The 16369-nt window shown below is 70.4% G+C and carries 19 protein-coding genes and 3 pseudogenes; 11 read left to right on the top strand and 11 right to left on the bottom strand.

All coding sequences use genetic code 11. The features are described 5' to 3' along the window. Positions 1-12 precede the first annotated feature (12 nt). From ACYQ0U_RS18605 to ACYQ0U_RS18595, 3 genes are all read right to left on the bottom strand, one after another. Positions 13-705: an NAD(P)H-dependent flavin oxidoreductase gene (locus ACYQ0U_RS18605; RefSeq protein WP_459975373.1), complete on the bottom strand. Its 693-nt coding sequence runs from the start codon at positions 703-705 to the stop codon at positions 13-15. Then, entirely contained in the window at positions 699-1031 is a 333-nt protein-coding gene (locus ACYQ0U_RS18600) for a hypothetical protein (RefSeq protein ID WP_459975372.1), read from the bottom strand. Before ACYQ0U_RS18600 ends, ACYQ0U_RS18605 begins: the two co-directional genes overlap by 7 nt. A 109-nt stretch (positions 1032-1140) precedes the next feature. Next, on the bottom strand, positions 1141-2802 hold the full coding sequence (locus tag ACYQ0U_RS18595) for an acyl-CoA synthetase (protein ID WP_459975371.1): 1662 nt from the start codon (positions 2800-2802) through the stop codon (positions 1141-1143). Positions 2803-2937: 135 nt separating this feature from the next. Between ACYQ0U_RS18595 and ACYQ0U_RS18590 the strand changes: the two are divergent. Then, a pseudogene (locus ACYQ0U_RS18590) lies at positions 2938-3566 on the top strand (crotonase/enoyl-CoA hydratase family protein). Between the two features lie 473 nt (positions 3567-4039). On the opposite strand, the gene ACYQ0U_RS18585 reads toward ACYQ0U_RS18590, so the two are convergent. The 4 genes from ACYQ0U_RS18585 to ACYQ0U_RS18570 are packed head-to-tail and all read right to left on the bottom strand — an operon-like array spanning position 4040 to position 5875. Next, the gene (locus ACYQ0U_RS18585; RefSeq protein ID WP_459975370.1) at positions 4040-4246 is read right to left on the bottom strand and encodes a helix-turn-helix domain-containing protein; all 207 of its coding nucleotides are present in this window, start codon (positions 4244-4246) and stop codon (positions 4040-4042) included. Further along, positions 4246-4725, bottom strand: coding sequence for a DUF2975 domain-containing protein (locus ACYQ0U_RS18580; protein WP_459975369.1), 480 nt, complete (start codon positions 4723-4725; stop codon positions 4246-4248). The genes ACYQ0U_RS18585 and ACYQ0U_RS18580 overlap by 1 nt, the downstream gene beginning before the upstream one ends. A 39-nt stretch (positions 4726-4764) precedes the next feature. Further along, positions 4765-5193 (bottom strand): AMP-binding protein, encoded by a 429-nt coding sequence (locus ACYQ0U_RS18575; protein ID WP_459975368.1) that lies wholly within the window; start codon positions 5191-5193, stop codon positions 4765-4767. Positions 5194-5236: 43 nt separating this feature from the next. Then, positions 5237-5875 carry a sortase domain-containing protein gene (locus ACYQ0U_RS18570; protein WP_459975367.1) on the bottom strand — a complete coding sequence of 213 codons (639 nt, stop codon included), beginning with the start codon at positions 5873-5875 and terminating at the stop codon, positions 5237-5239. A 43-nt stretch (positions 5876-5918) separates the two neighbouring features. Here ACYQ0U_RS18570 and ACYQ0U_RS18565 point away from each other — a divergent pair. The 4 genes and pseudogenes from ACYQ0U_RS18565 to ACYQ0U_RS18550 all read left to right on the top strand — a co-directional run. Next, positions 5919-6851, top strand: a pseudogene (locus ACYQ0U_RS18565) (thiolase domain-containing protein); the annotation flags it as partial. Further along, positions 6851-8017 carry a thiolase domain-containing protein gene (locus tag ACYQ0U_RS18560; protein ID WP_459975366.1) on the top strand — a complete coding sequence of 389 codons (1167 nt, stop codon included), beginning with the start codon at positions 6851-6853 and terminating at the stop codon, positions 8015-8017. The pseudogene ACYQ0U_RS18565 and the gene ACYQ0U_RS18560, both read left to right, overlap by 1 nt. A gap of 9 nt (positions 8018-8026) precedes the next feature. Then, on the top strand, positions 8027-8245 hold the full coding sequence (locus ACYQ0U_RS18555; protein WP_459975365.1) for a putative signal transducing protein: 219 nt from the start codon (positions 8027-8029) through the stop codon (positions 8243-8245). A 9-nt stretch (positions 8246-8254) separates the two neighbouring features. Further along, the gene (locus ACYQ0U_RS18550) at positions 8255-8566 is read left to right on the top strand and encodes a helix-turn-helix domain-containing protein (RefSeq protein WP_459975364.1); all 312 of its coding nucleotides are present in this window, start codon (positions 8255-8257) and stop codon (positions 8564-8566) included. 16 nt (positions 8567-8582) lie between these two features. Here the strand turns inward: ACYQ0U_RS18550 and ACYQ0U_RS18545 are convergent, their stop codons facing one another. Continuing rightward, entirely contained in the window at positions 8583-9356 is a 774-nt protein-coding gene (locus ACYQ0U_RS18545; protein WP_459975363.1) for a maleylpyruvate isomerase family mycothiol-dependent enzyme, read from the bottom strand. A gap of 287 nt (positions 9357-9643) precedes the next feature. Between ACYQ0U_RS18545 and ACYQ0U_RS18540 the strand changes: the two are divergent. Together ACYQ0U_RS18540 and ACYQ0U_RS18535 are read left to right on the top strand one after the other, a co-directional pair. Then, a pseudogene (locus tag ACYQ0U_RS18540) lies at positions 9644-10075 on the top strand (sigma-70 family RNA polymerase sigma factor); the annotation flags it as partial. A gap of 284 nt (positions 10076-10359) precedes the next feature. Further along, a complete protein-coding gene (locus ACYQ0U_RS18535) occupies positions 10360-10902 on the top strand; it encodes a DUF6281 family protein (RefSeq protein WP_459975362.1) in 543 nt (180 codons plus the stop codon). On the opposite strand, the gene ACYQ0U_RS18530 is transcribed toward ACYQ0U_RS18535, so the two are convergent. Next, positions 10899-11831 carry an aldo/keto reductase gene (locus ACYQ0U_RS18530; RefSeq protein WP_459975361.1) on the bottom strand — a complete coding sequence of 311 codons (933 nt, stop codon included), beginning with the start codon at positions 11829-11831 and terminating at the stop codon, positions 10899-10901. The genes ACYQ0U_RS18535 and ACYQ0U_RS18530 overlap by 4 nt on opposite strands. A gap of 26 nt (positions 11832-11857) precedes the next feature. Between ACYQ0U_RS18530 and map the strand changes: the two genes are divergently transcribed. Further along, positions 11858-12625: a type I methionyl aminopeptidase gene (map, locus tag ACYQ0U_RS18525; RefSeq protein ID WP_459975360.1), complete on the top strand. Its 768-nt coding sequence runs from the start codon at positions 11858-11860 to the stop codon at positions 12623-12625. Here map and ACYQ0U_RS18520 read toward each other — a convergent pair. Both ACYQ0U_RS18520 and ACYQ0U_RS18515 read right to left on the bottom strand, forming a co-directional pair. After that, complete coding sequence (locus ACYQ0U_RS18520; RefSeq protein ID WP_459975359.1) at positions 12609-13907, bottom strand: cytochrome P450; 1299 nt, start codon at positions 13905-13907, stop codon at positions 12609-12611. The genes map and ACYQ0U_RS18520 overlap by 17 nt on opposite strands. Before the next feature lie 3 nt (positions 13908-13910). Further along, complete coding sequence (locus ACYQ0U_RS18515) at positions 13911-14741, bottom strand: GNAT family N-acetyltransferase (protein WP_459975358.1); 831 nt, start codon at positions 14739-14741, stop codon at positions 13911-13913. A gap of 83 nt (positions 14742-14824) precedes the next feature. Here ACYQ0U_RS18515 and ACYQ0U_RS18510 point away from each other — a divergent pair, with 83 nt between their 5' ends. The 3 genes from ACYQ0U_RS18510 (at position 14825) to ACYQ0U_RS18500 (ending at position 16341) form a co-directional block, all read left to right on the top strand. Beyond that, entirely contained in the window at positions 14825-15280 is a 456-nt protein-coding gene (locus ACYQ0U_RS18510) for a hypothetical protein (protein ID WP_459975357.1), read from the top strand. Continuing rightward, a complete protein-coding gene (locus ACYQ0U_RS18505) occupies positions 15277-15645 on the top strand; it encodes a hypothetical protein (RefSeq protein WP_459975356.1) in 369 nt (122 codons plus the stop codon). Before ACYQ0U_RS18510 ends, ACYQ0U_RS18505 begins: the two co-directional genes overlap by 4 nt. Before the next feature lie 150 nt (positions 15646-15795). Beyond that, positions 15796-16341 (top strand): TerD family protein, encoded by a 546-nt coding sequence (locus ACYQ0U_RS18500; protein WP_459975355.1) that lies wholly within the window; start codon positions 15796-15798, stop codon positions 16339-16341. Positions 16342-16369: the final 28 nt, after the last annotated feature.

The following is a 16369-nucleotide window of genomic DNA, read 5'->3' as shown; positions in this document are numbered from 1 at the left end:
TCGCCTCAGCTGCTACAGCGTCTTGCCCAGCCGGGCGACGGCCTCCTCGAACTCCGCCACCAGGCCGGCCATCACCTCGGCCACCGGCCGGACCTCGCTCATCCGGCCGACGATCTGGCCGATCGGCATCGAGATCACGTCCGGGTCTCCCGAGACGTTGATCCGGTTGTGGGCATCGGCGACCAGGAGGTTCTGCAGCGGCATCGGCAGCGGCGGCGGCGCGTCGTCCTCGGCCCAGGCCTCGCTCCACTTCGTCTTGAGCAGCCGGGCCGGCTTGCCGGTGTAGATCCGGGTGCGGACGGTGTCGGACGAGGTGGCGCGGGTGAACGCCTCGGTCCACCCGGCGTTCGACTGGAGGTTCTGGTACTCCTCGGTGCCGAGCCAGATCGAGCCGGTCCACACACCCTGCGCGCCGAGCGCCAGCGACGCCGCGACCTGCCGGCCCGAGCCGATGCCGCCGGCGCCGAGTACCGGGACGTCGGGGCCGACCGCGTCGACGATGTCGGGCTGGAGGACCATGCTGGCGATCTCGCCGGTGTGGCCGCCGGCCTCGTAGTCCTGGGCGACGATAATGTCGACGCCGTTCTGCACGTGCGACAGCGCGTGCTTGGCGGCACCGGCGAGAGCGGCGACCCTGATGCCGTGCTCGTGGCACCTCTCGATCACGTCGACCGGCGGCGAGCCGAGCGCGTTGGCGATCAGCACCGGCCGGTGCTGATCGCGACGTCGAGGTGCGAGCGCGCCACCGAGTGCAGCCAGCCGAGGACCCCCTCGCGCCCCTCGCCCTCCGGCAGCGGCGGCACGCCCAGCCTCTGGAGCGTGCGGTCGACGAAGTCGAGGTGGTCCTGCGGGATCATCGCCTTCAGGTCCATCGGCCTCCCCTCGGTGGGGATCCTCATCGGCATCACGATGTCGACGCCGTACGGCTTGCCGTCGGTGTTCTCGTCGAGCCAGGTCAGCGTCTGCTCGAGCTCCTCGGTGTCGTTGAACCGGACGCAGCCAAGCACGCCGAGGCCGCCGGCCCGCGACACCGCCGCGGCGACGTGCTCGGACGGCGTGAACGCGAAGATCGGGTACTCGATCCCGAACTCGTCACAGAGGGAGTGCGCATGTCTCTCCCGGGAAGGTGCGGCGTGGTGCTCAGACGGACGTGGGGTCGGCCGTCGCGGCCCGGGCCGCGATGCCGGCCATGGCCATCTCCTTCGCGGCGGGATACTGCGCCTTGCCGGTCGCGTTGCGCGGTACCCGGTCGACGATCGTGAGCGAGCGCGGCAGCTCGTAGCCCGACAGGTGCTCACGCAGGTAGCCGCGCAGGTCCTCCAGGTCGAGGGTCGTGCCCGCGCGCAGCTCCACGACGGCGGCGACGGCCTGGCCGAATCTCTCGTCGGGGATGCCGACCACGAGCACGTTGTACACGGCGGGGTGGCCCTTGACGGCCATCTCGACCTCTTCGGGGTAGACCTTCTCGCCGCCGGTGTTGGCGCAGTTGGAGCCACGGCCCAGCAGCGTGATCCGCCGGCCCTCCTCGATCCGCGCGTAGTCGCCGGGGACGGAGTAGCGGGCGCCGTCGATCTCGAGAAACGTCGCCGCGGACTTGACGGGATCCTTGTAGTAGCCGAGCGGCACCGAGCCGCCACGGGCGAGCCGGCCGGTCCTCCCGACGTTCGTCTCCGGGTCGAGGATCCGGTTGTCGTCGTCGGTGACGACGCTGCCGGGGCCGAGGCCCACGACGGGCCCGTCCTTGGAGATGTTGTTCGGGTCGCCCAGGCCCATGCCGGCGAAGCCGGTCTCGGTCGAGCCGACCGAGTCGGTGAAGATCGAGTCCGGGAACGCCCTCATCCAGCGCTCCTTGACCGGCGGGCTGAAGATCGCGGCGCTGCTGGAGACCGCCATCAGGTTCGAGGCGTCGTACGGCGTGCCGGTCGCGGCCTTGTCATCGTAGGCCTCGATCAACGGTCGGGCCATGGCGTCGCCGGTCATGAAGATGAGCTGGATCCTCTCCCTCTCGATCAGCTCCCAGGTCCGGACCGGGTCGAACTTCGGCTCGAGGATCGTCAGGTGCCCGGCGAACAGGTGCATGAGCATGCCGGCCTGCGCGCCGCCGTGCATGAGCGGACTGAGCGGGAAGGTGACCATCCGCGGGTCCGTGGCCTGGCTGGACTGCGTGTACTCCTCCAGCGGCTCGCCGGTGTCGAAGTCGATGCCGCCGCCGAGCACCCGCCAGAAGTCCTCGTGGCGCCACATGACGCCCTTGGGGAACCCGGTGGTGCCTCCGGTGTAGATGATGTGGATGTCGTCGGCGCTGCGCTCGCCGAAGTCGCGTTCGGCGCTCTGGCCGGCCACCGCGTCGTCGTAGTGGACGCCGCCGTACGACGAGTAGTCCGACCGGTCGTCGGGGTCGAGCGCGTCGTCGACGACGACCGCGACCGCGAGCTGGTCGTGCCGGGGCCAGCACTTCGCGACGAGCGGCGCATAGGTGCGCTCGTGGATGAGCGCCACGACGTCCGCGTTGTCGAGGAGGTAGTCCAGCTCCGCCTCGACGTAGCGGTAGTTGACGTTGATCGTGGTCGCCCGGATCTTCACGATGGCCAGCGTCGCCACCACGTGCTCGATGCTGTTCTTGGCATAGATGGCGACATGGTCGCCCTGGCCGACGCCCCGCGACTGGAGGAAGTGCGCGAGCCGGTTCGCGTCCGCCTCGAGCTCGGCGTAGGTGACGGCCCGGTCCCCGACCTTGATCGCGAGGTTGTCGGGCGCGGCGTCGACGGCGTGTTCGAAGAGGTCGGCGATGTGGTGTGCCACGCCGCGACACTAGAACACGTTCTCGTTTTCGTCTAGCATGCCCAGGCATGACCGACGCCCCCCACTGCCTCGTCGAGCAGGACGGCCACAAGCTGACCGCGACGGGTCAACGGCGACGACTCCGTCCGGGTCTGCATCCTCACCGGCGCCGGCGGCTACTTCTGCGCGGGCATGGACCTGAAGGCCGCGACCAGGAGGTCGCCGGACGAGAGCTTCAGGTCGGGCTTCGACCCGTTGGTGATCAAGGGCCTGCTCAAGGGCTTCCGGCTCACGAAGCCGCTGATCGCCGCCGTCGAGGGGCCGGCCGTCGCGGGGGCACCGAGATCCTCCAGGGCACCGACATCCGGATCGCCGGGGAGTCGGCGAGGTTCGGCGTCGCGGAGGCGAGGTGGAGCCTCTACCCGATGGGCGGCTCCGCCGTCCGGCTCCCCCGCCAGATCCCCTACACCGTCGCGCTCGACCTGCTGCTGACCGGCCGGCTGGTTTCCGCGCCGGAGGCCAAGGAGGTCGGGCTGATCGGGCACGTCGTGCCCGACGGGGAGGCGCTCGCCAAGGCTCACGAGATCGCCGACCTGATCTGCGCCAACGGCCCGCTCGCCGTCCAGGCCATCCTCAGGACCGTCCGCGACTCCGAGGGCAGGCACGAGGAGGAGTGCTGGGCCGGCGACGCCGAGGTCGGCATGGCCGTCTTCGCCTCCGAGGACGCCAAGGAGGGGCCGCGGGCCTTCGCCGAGAAGCGGAAGCCGGAGTTCCAGGGGCGTTAGCCACCCGGGCAGGCCCGCACACCGTTATCGCTGGTGACACAGTCCCCGTGGCCGTCCTCCAGCACCGCTTCGCCGCTCCGCCACGACAGGAACACCATGAAGGTCGTCGGTGGACGTGTCGGACGGCCGTGGAAGTAGTGGTAGATGTTCCGGTTCTCGTACGACACGTCTGTGAGGGCGCAGAAGCGTCGCGGGATCGGCGAGACGCACCTCCAGCCGGCAGCCCTCACCCGCGGGGACCAGGGTGCTCAACGCCGAGGTGCGGTAGGTCGGGTCACCGCGGAACACCATGTCGCGGCCCATCCTCAGCCCGGACTCGGAGGCCACGAAGACGTGCCACGTCTTGCCGTCGTCGGTGACGGCGGTCGGGTAGGAGTACACCCAGTCCCCACCGGGCTCGGGCCGCGACCGGCAGCGGAGGTTGATGTAGAACGGGTCCTCCTCTCCCCAGGGTCTCCGTGCATCATCCCGGGTCAGTCCGGCTGGTACTCCAGCACGTCGCCGGGCTGGCACTCGAGCACCCGGCAGATCGCCTCGAGCGTGCTGAACCGGATCGCCCGGGCCCGGCCGTTCTTCAGCACGGCCACGTTGGCCGGGGTGAGCCCCACCTGCTCGGCGAACTCCCCCACGCTCATCTTGCGCTGCGCCAGCTGGACGTCGATGCGCACGACGATGGCCATCAGATCACCCCGTCGAGGTCGGTGCGGAGCACCGTCGCCTGGCGCAGCAGCTCGCGCATCACCACCAAGAGCAGCACCACGACGGCGGAGGCCAGCACGACGGCGAACAGCGCCATCGGCCCGCCCGGGTCGTCGGCCTGCGACACCGCCCAGAGGCTGAGGCCGGCGAGCATGACCCAGGCGGTGACCATCGCGGCGAGGATCGCGTCGACCCACACGAACGCCCGCTCGGTGAAGATCCGCTGCTCGCGCACCATGCCGAGGAGCCGCCAGACGCAGACGATGACGACCTGCACGCACAGGAGCTCGAGGACCGCCCAGGCGGTGAGCGGCCACCGCAGGTGGGCCAGGTCCGGGTTCTCCTGCGCCATGTACCGGAACTGGCCCGGCATCGAGAGGGTCTGGAACACCACCGTGAGGAGGAACGCCCCGACCAGCAGGATCTTCAGCAGCGGCACCGCACGCATCGCCCACGTCATGCATCGAGTATCGGCGGGTACCTATCGTTTATCAAGAGGTCAGAGCATCCGCGGCAGCAGCTTCGGGCACCGCTCGAGCAGCCCGAGCACACGCTCGACGAACATCGGCACCGGGTCGATGGTGATGCTGGTGATCTCGGCGTCGTTGACGACGTAGGCGTGGTCGTCGAGCGAGCCCAGCGGGTGCAGGGAGGTACGCCGGTAGCCCTGCGTCTGGCTCGCGCCCAGGATGAAGAGCACCTCGGGCCGATTGAGGGCGAGCAGCGCGCCCGCCGTACCCCGGCCGGCGCCGAGCGCCTCGAACGCCTGCACGTACTGGCTCATCCGCTCCGCGGCCCGCCCGCCGGTGATCGTCGTGTCACCGAGGTGCATCACCGGCCGGTCGCGGTGGCGCTTGAGCGCGGCCACCATGAGGTGGCCGTTGTGGGTCCCGAGGCGCAAGCGCTCGTCCGGCTGAGGGTCCGCCATGCCACCCGAGACTCGAACGTGTTCTACCGGCGGGCAATCCCCGCTACTCCTGGGGCTGCCAGTACGGGTTCTTGATCCGGTTGACCAGCAGCCCGACCTTGTCGATCCGGTGCTCGGGGTTGCCGAACCGGTCGGTCCAGTAGTTGCCGCGTGCGTGGTCCTCCGGCGTCGCGCAGGTCGAGATCGTGATCCACCCGCGGGTCGCCTTCTTGCCCGGCTGGCCGGGCACCTCGGCCCGCTGCGCCCGCAGCGACTTGGCCGACCGGAACGACACCCAGCGGGTCTTCACGATCCGGTAGACGTAGCGGTAGCGGCCGGCGTCGACGAAGACCCGCGCGCCGTTCTTCAACGACGGCGTGTGCCGGAAGACGCCGCCGTGCGAGGTGCGGTGGCCGGTGACCTGGTAGTTGCCGATGCCGCCCGGGCCGGTTCCGCCGTTCGGGCCGTACGGCGCCGCCGCGATGCCGCGGTTCTGGATCCGGGTGCCCGGGGCGTCGTCGGTCTTGCCGCGGTAGGGGACCACCGGCAGCCGGTGGATGTCGCGGGCGAGGATGGTGAGCCGGGCATTGCGGGGCTTCCCGGCGCTGTGCTCGATCGATCCCTTCTCCACCGGTGCCGCGTCGGCGGGCGAGCCCGCCAGGGCGACGGCCAGAGCCAGGCCGAGTCCGATCAGGGTGCGCATGACCCGTCGTACCCAGGATTCCCGGCCTTAGCGCAAGGACGTCGGCTTCTGGTGCTCGGGGTCCTCGGACTACCTGGCCGGCCGATCGTTCTCGTTCGTCCAGGCGGTCGACGCGATCGGCGTGATCTCGCCGGTCAACGAGTCCCACGTCGAGATGGACCTCGCGTGGGCGATGTACGAAGCCTGGCCCAAGATCCAGACCGGCGAGGTCGACACCGCGCTCGTCTACGCCTTCGGCAAGTCGTCGGCCGGCGTCCTGCGCCGGTCGCTCAGCCTCCAGCTCGAGCCGTACACGATGACCCCGCTGTGGCCCGACACCGTGTCGCTGGCCGCGCTCCAGGCCCGGGTCGGCATCGACGCCGAGGTCTGGGACGAGGCCGCGATGGCCGAGGTCGCCAACCGGTCCCTGACCGACGCGGAGAAGAACGACTGGTCGATCCGCAAGGGCGGCTCCTCGGTCGAGGAGCTGCTGGCCCGGCCGATGTTCGCCGACCCGCTGCGCAAGCACGACTGCTCCCCCGTCACCGACGGTGCCGCCGCGATCGTGCTCGCGTCCGGCGACCGGGCCCGCGAGGTGCGCGAGAAGCCCGCGTGGATCGGCCGCATCTCCCACTTCGTCGACCCGATGAGCATGGGCACCCGCGACCTCACCCGTGCCCCGTCCGCGGCCCGGGCGGCGGCGAACGTCGACCTGTCCGGCGTCGAGGTGGCCGAGCTGCACGCCCCGTTCAGCCACCAGGAGCTGATCCTGCGGCGCGAGCTCGGGCTCGCCGACGACATCCGCATCAACCCGTCGGGCGGCGCGCTCACCAGCAATCCCATCTTCTCCGGCGGCGGCATCCGCATCGGCGAGGCCGCCACGCGGGTCTGGTCCGGCGAGATCACCAAGGCGGTGGGCCATGCGACGTCCGGCCCTGCCCTCCAGCAGAACCTCCTGTGCACCCTGGTCTCCACTCCTGAAGGGGCGAGCAACTGATGGCCAAGCATCCCGCCGCCGTGGTCGGCGTGGGTCAGACCCACCACCGCGCCAAGCGTGAGGACGTCTCGATGGCCGGCCTGTGCCGCGAGGCCATCGACCGCGCGCTGGCCGACGCCCACCTGTCCTTCGACGACATCGACGCCGTCGTGATCGGCAAGGCGCCCGACCTGTTCGAGGGCGTGATGATGCCCGAGCTGTTCCTGGCCGAGGCGCTCGGCGCCGCGGGCAAGCCGCTCCTGCGCGTGCACACCGCGGGCTCGGTCGGCGGCTCCACCGCGATCGTGGCGTCGTCACTCGTGCAGGCCGGCGTGCACAAGCGCGTGCTGACCGTGGCCTACGAGAAGCAGTCGGAGTCCAACGCCATGTGGGCGCTCTCGGTGCCGCTGCCGTTCAACATGCCGGTGCATGCCGGCGCCGGCGGCTACTTCGCCCCGCACGTGCGGTCCTACATCCGCCGCTCCGAGGCGCCCACGCACATCGGCGCGATCGTGGCGGCCAAGGACCGGCAGAACGCACTGAAGAACCCCTACGCGCACCTGAAGAACCCCGACACCACCGTGGAGTCGGTGCTCGCGTCGCAGATGCTCTGGGACCCGATCCGGTACGACGAGCCCTGCCCGTCCTCCGACGGCGCCTGTGCCCTGGTGATCGTCGACGAGGACACGGCGGCCTCCTCGCCCAACCCGGCGTGGATCCACGGCACCGTGATGCGGTCCGAGGCCACCACCGCCGCGGAGCGCGACCAGGTCAACCCGCAGGCGTCCCGTGACGCCGCGGCCGCGCTCTGGACGCAGGCCGGCATCACCAACCCGCTCGAGGAGATCGACGCGGCCGAGATCTACGTGCCGTTCTCGTGGTTCGAGCCGATGTGGCTGGAGTCGCTGGGCTTCGCCGAGGAGAACGGCGGCGGCTGGCGGCTCACGGAGTCCGGCGCCACGGCGATGGACGGGAAGATCCCGGTCAACTGCTCGGGCGGCGTGCTCTCGTCGAACCCGATCGGCGCGTCCGGCATGCTCCGCTTCGGCGAGGCCGCGCTCCAGGTGCGCGGCGCCGCCGGCGAGCACCAGGTCGACGGCGCCCGCCGGGCCCTGGGGCACGCGTACGGCGGCGGCTCGCAGTTCTTCGCCATGTGGGTCGCCGGCGCGGAGAAGCCGTGGAACTAGGCTCGCGGCATGGCCGAACTGTTCCGCACCAACGACGTCGCGCTGGTCGCGGTGACCGAGGCGCTCCTCACCGGGGCCGAGATCCCCTACCACGTCGCCGATCGGCACGCGTCCGTGCTGGAGGGCTCGCTGCGCTTCCTCCAGATGCGGGTGCTGGTTGTGGACGACCGGATCGAGGAGGCGCGCGAGCTGCTGCGGGACGCCGACCTGGGCGAGTGGGTCGGCTAGTCTCCGAGCATGGGTGAGCTGGTCGCGTTCCCGAGCCCCGGCCGGGGGCCTGCGCCCGGGCCGGGGCCGCTCTGGCGCGAGGCCGTGGGCAGGGAGCTCCGCGAGGAGCGCCGAACCGCGGGCCGCACGCTCGCCGACGTCGCCGAGCAGGCGGGCGTCTCGACGCAGTACCTCTCCGAGGTGGAGCGGGGCCTCAAGGAGCCCAGCTCCGAGATCCTTGGCGCCGTCGTCGGCGCGCTGGGACTCCGCTTGGTCGACCTGACGACCCGGGTGAGCAGGCAGCTCACCCGGATCTCGGGCCCGGTCTGCCTCGCGGCCTAGTGCGGGCCAGCGCGGACTAGTACCCCGGGAAGACCTTGCGCAGGTCGTCGAGGGTCACGTTGCCCTCGACGGTCACGCCCTCGGCGTACGGCTCCTTGAGGCGGCCGTTGAGCAGCCGCATGAACGCCTCCGGTGCGCCCCGGAACGTCGCGGTCGGCGACTCGACGCCGCCAACGACGGTGACCCCGGAGTCGATGACCAGTCCGGCGCCGGGGACGGCGACGGACGCCGGCTCGCCGAGCTCGCCCGGCTTCGCGGAGAAGCCGAGGATGAAGTTCAGCGGCCCGCGGAACAGCTCGACGAGGACCTCGGCGGAGTCCGCGTGCACCTCGGCCGACGGGTCGAGGCCGACGCGGACGTCCCACGAGTGGTGGGCGAGCTCGTTGAGCCGCATCCCGAGCGCCACCGCGAGCGGCACCGGTTCCGGGAGGAAGCCGAGGTCGACCAGGAGCGACCCGCGCTGCTCGGCGGAGAGGCCCTCGACCGTCTCGAGCCAGCGGGTGTCGTGCTCGACGAAGCCCGCCGCCTGGTCGAGGGGGCCCAGCGCGTCCCAGCGCGCCCAGACGGCCTGGTTGTCCGTCGGCTCGACGTCCTCGCCCGCGGCCCGGGCGATCGGCACCCGGCCGATCTCAGCGCCGCTGCCGAGGTGCGAGAGCACCTGGGCGATCGTCCACTCGGACGCACCGCTGGGGGCGTCGAAGGACTCGTCGGGCAGGTTCGGCACCAGCGCCACGAGGGCGTCGTGCTCGGTCCGGAGGGCGGTGATCGTGCGGTCCACGAGTTCGCTCATGTGACCCGCAACACCTCGGGCGGTGAGAATCTTCCTCCTGCCCGGACGTCGCTGCGAGCGACGCGGTCGATGCGCTGGTGGACTGAGACCTACCGGAGGCATGGTTGGTCAAACGTGCTAGTCGCCGTCGCGAGCTTCCCTGTTGCTGACCTGGCTCCTTCGCACACGTCTCAACATCTTGAGCGCCTGGAACGTATGAGAGGTGAGCCGTAAGGGGACGAGCATGCGCGAGGACGAGTTCGAGACGTTCGTGGTCGAGTCGACCACGAACCTTTCTCGGGCTCGCTCGCACGGTCTCCGGGAACGAACACGACGCGTGGGACCTGCTTCAAGAGACGTACGTCCGACTCGGCACCCGCTGGAGGCGCGTTCATCGCGATGCCAATCCACTCGCCTATGCACGAACCACTCTCGTTCGCCTCAACATCGATCGTGTTCGCCGAGTACGACGAGAACTACTCAGACAGTCGACGTCGGAAGCCTCAGTGACCTGGGACCCCGAGCCAGCAGACCTCGAGTGGTTGCCCGGAGCTTGGCAGCGCCTGACACCCAGACAGCGGTCAGCCATCGCGCTGCGCTATCTGGAGGATCTCGACTTCGCGACGATCGCCGAGACGCTGCGTTGCTCGCAGGCAACAGCTCGGTCGCACGTATCGAGAGGGCTCGCATCCCTCCGTGAGGCCGCTCCGACACACGAAGGGACGCAGAAGCATGCGTGAGGAGACTTTGAAGCGAGCATTGTCCGACATGGCGTACGCCCCCGCGCGACGTGATGTCGACCAAGGGGACCTGCGCCGCGCTGTGCGCCGGCGTCGTACGGGTGTCGCGGTCGCTGGAGTCGTGGCCTCCGTGGCATGCATCAGCGGTGTCGTCGGTGGTGCACTCGCGATCGGTGAGGCGCCGGGCGACTCCCACGGACAATTCGTGGCCACCCCGACTACGTCCGAGCCGCCGGACTCCTCCCCCCCCGTCGTCACCAGGAAGCGGAGCCTCCGCCGGGATCGTGACTCCGGCTGAGGTGTGCGGCGCCGGCACGATCCCGGTCACCTTCGAGGTCGCCTCGACGTTGGGGTCCGGTGGCGCTACGGATCCCATCTCGGCAGTCGGGCCCTGGGTCGGACCGCGCGAGGACGTCGCCGAAGTCGGCCAGTCGCCCTCGGGCGAGGCGCTGATGTCAGTCCGCGAGTCAGACACGGGATCGGTCTTGCGTGTTCTGTCGGTCGGTCAGTTCCGGAAGGAATGGTTCATCACAGCTACCACCGCCTGCGGTTCACTCGCCTCTGGTGCTTCCTGCGGTGTGTCCATCGACTTCTCCGGTTCGACCTACTCGAGGGATCCTGCGCAGCCACCGAACCTCGGTGTCGGCCGACCGCTCGGTCAGGCTCAGACCTCGCCGTGCTTCGGATTCGAGACCGGGGACGGAGTTGCTCAGTTCGCTCAACCCGTGCGTCCTGTCACCGCGTTCCAGGCGAACGAACAGGAGCCGAGCCAGGCTGTTGCCGTCAACGTCGAGGGAGAGGTCGTGCTGCTTCGGATCTCGGGTTAGCGTCCCGGGAGCCGAGCGCGTCCTCGTCCAGGCCTTCTCCCGTCCAGCACTGGAAGGGACACCGACGCCAGGGCCGAGTCGAGCTGCTCGACGGTGCTCACGCCGACGATCGGCTTCCAGCCCTGCTCCATCAGCCAGGCCAGCACCAGCCGGGAGCGGGGCACGCCGCGCGCCTCGGCCTCCCGCGTCAGGGCGGCGAGCCGCTCGGTGGTCCCCGGGTGGTCGTAGGCCTCGGGGAACGGGCGGTCCTCGCGGTCGAAGCCGCCCTGGATCAGCGGGCTGTAGACCCACAGCTCGAGGTCCGGGTGCTCGTCGAGGTAGTCGACCGTCTCGTCGCTGACGAAGCCGAACCGGTGGTCCTTGCCGGGCACCTGGGCGCCCGGGCGCGGGTGGACGTACGACGTGGTCAGCTGGAGCGCCGTCCACGGCTCGACGCCGAGCTCGAACGCCAGAGCGCGGCCGCGCTCGACGCGCCAGGTGGGGTGGTTGGAGACGCCGAGTCGCTTCACGAGGCCGCGCGAGACCAGGCCGCCGAACGCGGAGACGGTCTCCTCGAGGTCGGTCGACCGGTCCTCGCCGTGCGCCCAGTAGAGGTCGATGGCGTCGATGCCGAGCCGCTCCAGGCTGCGCGCGGACTCGCGCTCGATGACCTCCGCGGACAGTCCCTCGACCCCGCCGTCGTCCGTGGGCTCGACGCCGACCTTGGTGGCGATCACGACCTCGTCGCGGATCCCGGGGTTCGCGGCGAGCCAGCGCCCGAGCAGCGCCTCGCTCTGGCCGCCGTAGCCGGTGGGCGAGGACCAGAAGGCGTAGCAGTTGGCCGTGTCGAGCACCCGCCCGCCGGCCTCGACGAACCGGTCCAGCAGGGCGAAGGACGTCGCCTCGTCGGTGCGGGTGCCGAAGTACATGGTGCCGAGGACGAGGTCCATGAACCCAGCCTAGATAGGGTCTTCGGGTGATCGAGCTCCGCACCCCCAGCCAGATCGAACAGATGCGTCCTGCCGGGCGCTTCGTGGCCGATGTCATCACCGCACTCGCCGAGAAGGCCGACGTCGGGGTGAACCTGCTCGAGCTCGACGAGCTCGCCCACGCCATGATCCGGGATCGGGGCGCGTCGTCCTGCTACATCGACTACCACCCGTCGTTCGGCGCCTCGCCGTTCGGCAAGGTGCTCTGCACGTCCGTGAACGACGCCGTGCTGCACGGCCTCCCCCACGACTACACGCTCCAGGACGGTGACCTGCTCAGCGTCGACTTCGCCGCGAACGTCGACGGCTGGGTCGCCGACTCGGCGCTGAGCGTCGTGGTCGGCACGCCGCGCCAGGAGGACCTCGACCTGATCGAGACCACCGGCCGCGCGCTCGAGGCCGGGATCGCCGCGGCGAAGCCGGGCAACCGGCTCGGCGACATCTCCGCCGCCATCGGCGACGTGGCCCGCGGCGCCGGCCTCGGCATCAACCTGCAGTTCGGCGGGCACGGCGTGGGCCGCACGATGCACGGCGAGCCGCACGTGCCCAACGACGGCCGGGCCGGCCGCGGCCTGAAGCTGCGACCGGGCCTGGTGATCGCGATCGAGCCGTGGTTCCTGCACACGACCGACGAGATCTACACCGACGCCGACGGCTGGACGCTGCGGAGCAAGGACGCCTCGCGCGGCGCCCATATGGAGCACACCGTGGCCATCACCATCGATGGTCCGCTCGTGCTCACCGCACGCGATTGACGGCTGTCCCGATCAGGCGTACCTGATCTGGAGGTCCTTGAGGCCGTTCACCCAGGAGTGCCGCAGACGCGCCGGCTCGGCGAGCTTGCTGATGTCCGGCGCGTGGTCGGCCAGGGCGTTGAAGATCACCCGGATCTCCTGCCGCGCCAGGTTCGCGCCGAGGCAGCAGTGGGCGCCGTGGCCGCCGAAGCCGAGCTGGCGGGTTCGGGTCGCGCAGGATGTCGAAGGCGAAGGGGTCCTCGAAGACCTCCTCGTCGAAGTTGGCGCTCGCGTAGAACAGCGCCGCCCGCTCCCCCTTCTGGAACCGCACGCCGCCGACCTCGACGTCGTTCAGCGCGGTCCGCTGGAAGACCGACACCGGGGTCGCCCAGCGCACGACCTCGTCGACCATCGTCGCGGGGCGGTCGCGCTTCCAGATCTCCCACTGCTCGGGGTGGTCGAGGAAGGCGTTCATGCCGTGGGAGATCGCGTTGCGCGTGGTCTCGTTGCCGGCCACGGCCAGCAGGATGACGAAGTAGCCGAGCTCGTCGTCGGTGAGGCCGCGCTCGCCCTTGTGGGCGTTGACCAGCTTGGTGATCAGGTCGTCGCGCGGGTTCGCCTGCCGGTCGGCGGCGAGCATCATGGCGTAGCCCAGGATCTCGGCCGCGGCGACCTCGTTGTTGCCGGCGTAGTCGGGGTCCTCGCCCGCGAGCATCTGGTTCGACCAGTCGAAGAGCTTGTGCCGGTCCTCCTGCGGCACCCCGATCAGGTCGGCGATGGCCTGGAGCGGGAGCTCCGCCGCGATCTCCTCGACGAAGTTGCCGGTGCCGCGGCCCACGGCCGCCTGCACGATCTCGTCGCCGCGCCGGACCATCGTCTCCTCGAGCTCGGCGATCGAGCGCGGCGTGAAGCCGCGGGAGATGATCGCGCGGGTCGCGGTGTGCTCGGGCGGGTCCTGGTTGATGAGGATCACGCGCTGGAGCTCGATCTGCTCGCGCAGCATCTCGCTCGGGAACCGGATGATCGCGCCGTTCTCGTACGTCGACCAGTTCTTGCTGTCCTGGGAGATCACGGCGACGTCCTCGTGCCGGGTGATCGCGTAGTAGCCCGCCTGGCCCTCGGCCGCGAACCCGGTGGTCCAGGTCGACTCCTGGTCCACCCACACGATCGGTGACTTCCGGCGGGCCGCGCGGAACTGCTCGTGCGGGATCGCCGCGTGCTTCACGTCGGGGTCGGTGAAGTCGAACCCCGGTGCGGGGCGGTCGCGGTCACGGGAGCTCCCTCTCGGGTCAGTCTGCAACACGTTCTAGTAACGGAGGATACATACCGGAGGTACGCATAGGAAGTTGTGCTGAGTGAGAACGTGTTCTAGTTTCGTCCCATGGGCACGCCGGTCATCGTCGACGCCGTCCGCACTCCTCTCGGCAAGCGCAACGGGTAGCTGGCCGGCGTGCACCCGGGCGTCCTCCTGGGGCACGCGATGGCCGAGGTGCTGGCCCGCTCCGGGCTCGACTCCGACCTGGTCGACCAGGTCGTCGCGGGCTGCGTCACCCAGGCCCGCCTCGGTCAGCGTCACGAGCGCCGGCAGCTCCGCCTCGGGCGTGGCGCCGACCCGGCGGACCAGCTCGTAGTCCGTGGCGGCCGCGAGCGCCGCGTCGTGGAGCCGGTCGAGCTCGGCCCGGTCGACCTTGGCGAGGTGCTGGCGCCGGTTGACCGCGACCTGCTTCCGCTCGAACCCGTGCTGCGCGGCGAACTCCGGCAGACCCGGGAGCTCCCAGCTGTCCATGCCGACCGAGGTCTTGCCGTCGCGCCGGGCCCGGTCCATGAGGTGCTCGACGATCGCCGACCCGTGGCCCCGGCGGCGGTGCTCGGGATGCACGTCGACGCCGAGCCAGGCGACGTGGAGGTTGTCGTAGGTCGTCGTCTCGTACGTCGCCGTCGCGACGTCGGTGCCGTCGACCGTCACCAGGAGGTGGTCGGCGGGCTCGCCGTCCCAGCCGTGGCGGATGTTCAAGGCCACCGCGGTCGCCGTGGAGGGGTGCGCCCAGGGCTCCTCGTGGAGACGCACGGCCTCCAGGACGTCCACCGACCGTCGCACGGCGTCGGCCTCGTCCCACGTCACCTGCTGGATGTCCACAGTCTCCGAGAATGCCTCCGACCGGCCCGGAGCGCATCCGAGTTTTCGGCGTCTGTCGGTCCCGCGGCCGCTAGTCTCCGCCCGTGGGCCGCGCCGTACTCCTCTGGATGATCCCGATCAACCTGTTCCTGGTGGCCTGGGTGTGGATCGGCCGCTTCGTCTTCGGCGTCGGCGGCTGGTTCTTCCTGATCTTCCTGTTCTCGGTCGTCCCGGTCGTGCTCGTCGCACTGCTCGTCACGACGATCCTCGCCTACACCCAGGACGGCCGGCCGCGGTCGCTCACCGGGTTCCAGTCCGTGGCGCAGCTGACCACGTGGCTGGCGCTCCTCGTGTTCGGCACGTTCTGCCCGGACTTCGGCGACACCGAGGAGAGCGAGATGTCCGTGCTCACCCAGGTCTTCGGGTGGAGTCGGACCGCGCTCGACATCAGCTACGCCACCGCGATGGCCGCGGCGCTCGTCGCGCTGGTCGCCTGGATCGTGCTGCTGGGGTCCCTGGTGTTCGGCCGCCGGCGGGCACCGGCGACAATGGGGACGTGAGCGAGCCCCAGGACAGCCCGAAGCCGAGGACGCGGCCCCGGCACCTGATGGACCCCGCCAACCCCCGCCGGGAGACCATCAAGCGGCGCGACTCCGGACCGATGCACCTCGAGCCGGTCCAGAAGTGGGTCCTCTCGATCCTCGCCTTCACCACGATCATCCACATGTCCGTCGGCCTGGTGATCGCCGCCGTCCACATCGACGGCGACCGGATGGACGCCCGGGTCGGGCTCAACGTCATCGCCGCCGCCTTCGGCGTGATCTCGGTCGCGGTCTTCCGCTCCATCCACAGCAAGAAGTTCGCCTCCCCCTGGCTGCTGCTCGGCGTGGTCCCGGGCATCATCGGCCTGCTCCTCGTGCTCTGAGTGCGACTGGCGCCCTTCGCCGATTCATCACGGTAGGCAGGCGAACTCCCACTTCCCGCGCCATGCCCACCACGGGGAGTGTCGGCTCACCCACCTACCGTGATGAATCGGCAGCGGCAGCCACAGCCACCCCTGACCTAGGTTGGCCCCGTGGCAGAGCTGACGCGCGGTGAGACGCAGACCCTTGACGCGACCCGGCTGCGGGTCGGGCTCGGGTGGGACAAGATCCGGACCGCGGGCGCCCTCAGCGGCTTCGCGGACGCCGACCTCGACGCGTCCGCGGTGCAGTTCGCGAACGGCGAGATCTTCGACCTCGCGTTCTACAACAACCTGCGGACCCGCGACGGGTCGGTCGAGCACCTGGGCGACAACCGGACCGGCAGCGGCGCGGGCGACGACGAGACGATCGTTCTCGACCTCGCCAAGGTGCACGGTCCCGTCGACACGATCTTCCTGCTGGTCAGCAGCTACCAGGGCCACTCGCTGGAGTGGGTCGCCAACGCCTACTGCCGGCTCGCCGACGAGCAGGGCACCGAGATCGCGCGGGTCACGCTGACCCTCGGCGTACCCGAGACCGGAGCGCTGCTGGCCAAGCTGGTCCGCGGCGAGGGCGGCTGGACGCTGCACGCGATCGCCGAGGGCATCGCGGTGAGGCTGCCGACCGACTCGCCGGCGAGGCTCAAGCGCTTCCTCTGAGCCTGCCGGGGCCGGTCGGCGTCCTCGG

Source organism: Nocardioides pyridinolyticus (assembly GCF_054653575.1).
The sequence above is the reverse complement of the archived record's forward strand: the minus strand, read 5'-3'. Positions and strand labels throughout refer to the sequence as shown.

Excerpts from the sequence above, each read along its gene's own strand:
- ACYQ0U_RS18585 (WP_459975370.1), bottom strand. The coding sequence starts at position 4,246 with ATGGCCATCGTCGTGCGCATCGACGTCCAGCTGGCGCAGCGCAAGATG.
- ACYQ0U_RS18555 (WP_459975365.1), top strand. The coding sequence starts at position 8,027 with ATGGCCGAACTGTTCCGCACCAACGACGTCGCGCTGGTCGCGGTGACC.
- ACYQ0U_RS18575 (WP_459975368.1), bottom strand. The coding sequence starts at position 5,193 with ATGGCGGACCCTCAGCCGGACGAGCGCTTGCGCCTCGGGACCCACAAC.
- ACYQ0U_RS18530 (WP_459975361.1), bottom strand. The coding sequence starts at position 11,831 with ATGGACCTCGTCCTCGGCACCATGTACTTCGGCACCCGCACCGACGAG.
- ACYQ0U_RS18570 (WP_459975367.1), bottom strand. The coding sequence starts at position 5,875 with ATGCGCACCCTGATCGGACTCGGCCTGGCTCTGGCCGTCGCCCTGGCG.
- ACYQ0U_RS18545 (WP_459975363.1), bottom strand. The coding sequence starts at position 9,356 with ATGAGCGAACTCGTGGACCGCACGATCACCGCCCTCCGGACCGAGCAC.
- ACYQ0U_RS18580 (WP_459975369.1), bottom strand. The coding sequence starts at position 4,725 with ATGACGTGGGCGATGCGTGCGGTGCCGCTGCTGAAGATCCTGCTGGTC.
- ACYQ0U_RS18550 (WP_459975364.1), top strand. The coding sequence starts at position 8,255 with ATGGGTGAGCTGGTCGCGTTCCCGAGCCCCGGCCGGGGGCCTGCGCCC.
- ACYQ0U_RS18560 (WP_459975366.1), top strand. The coding sequence starts at position 6,851 with ATGGCCAAGCATCCCGCCGCCGTGGTCGGCGTGGGTCAGACCCACCAC.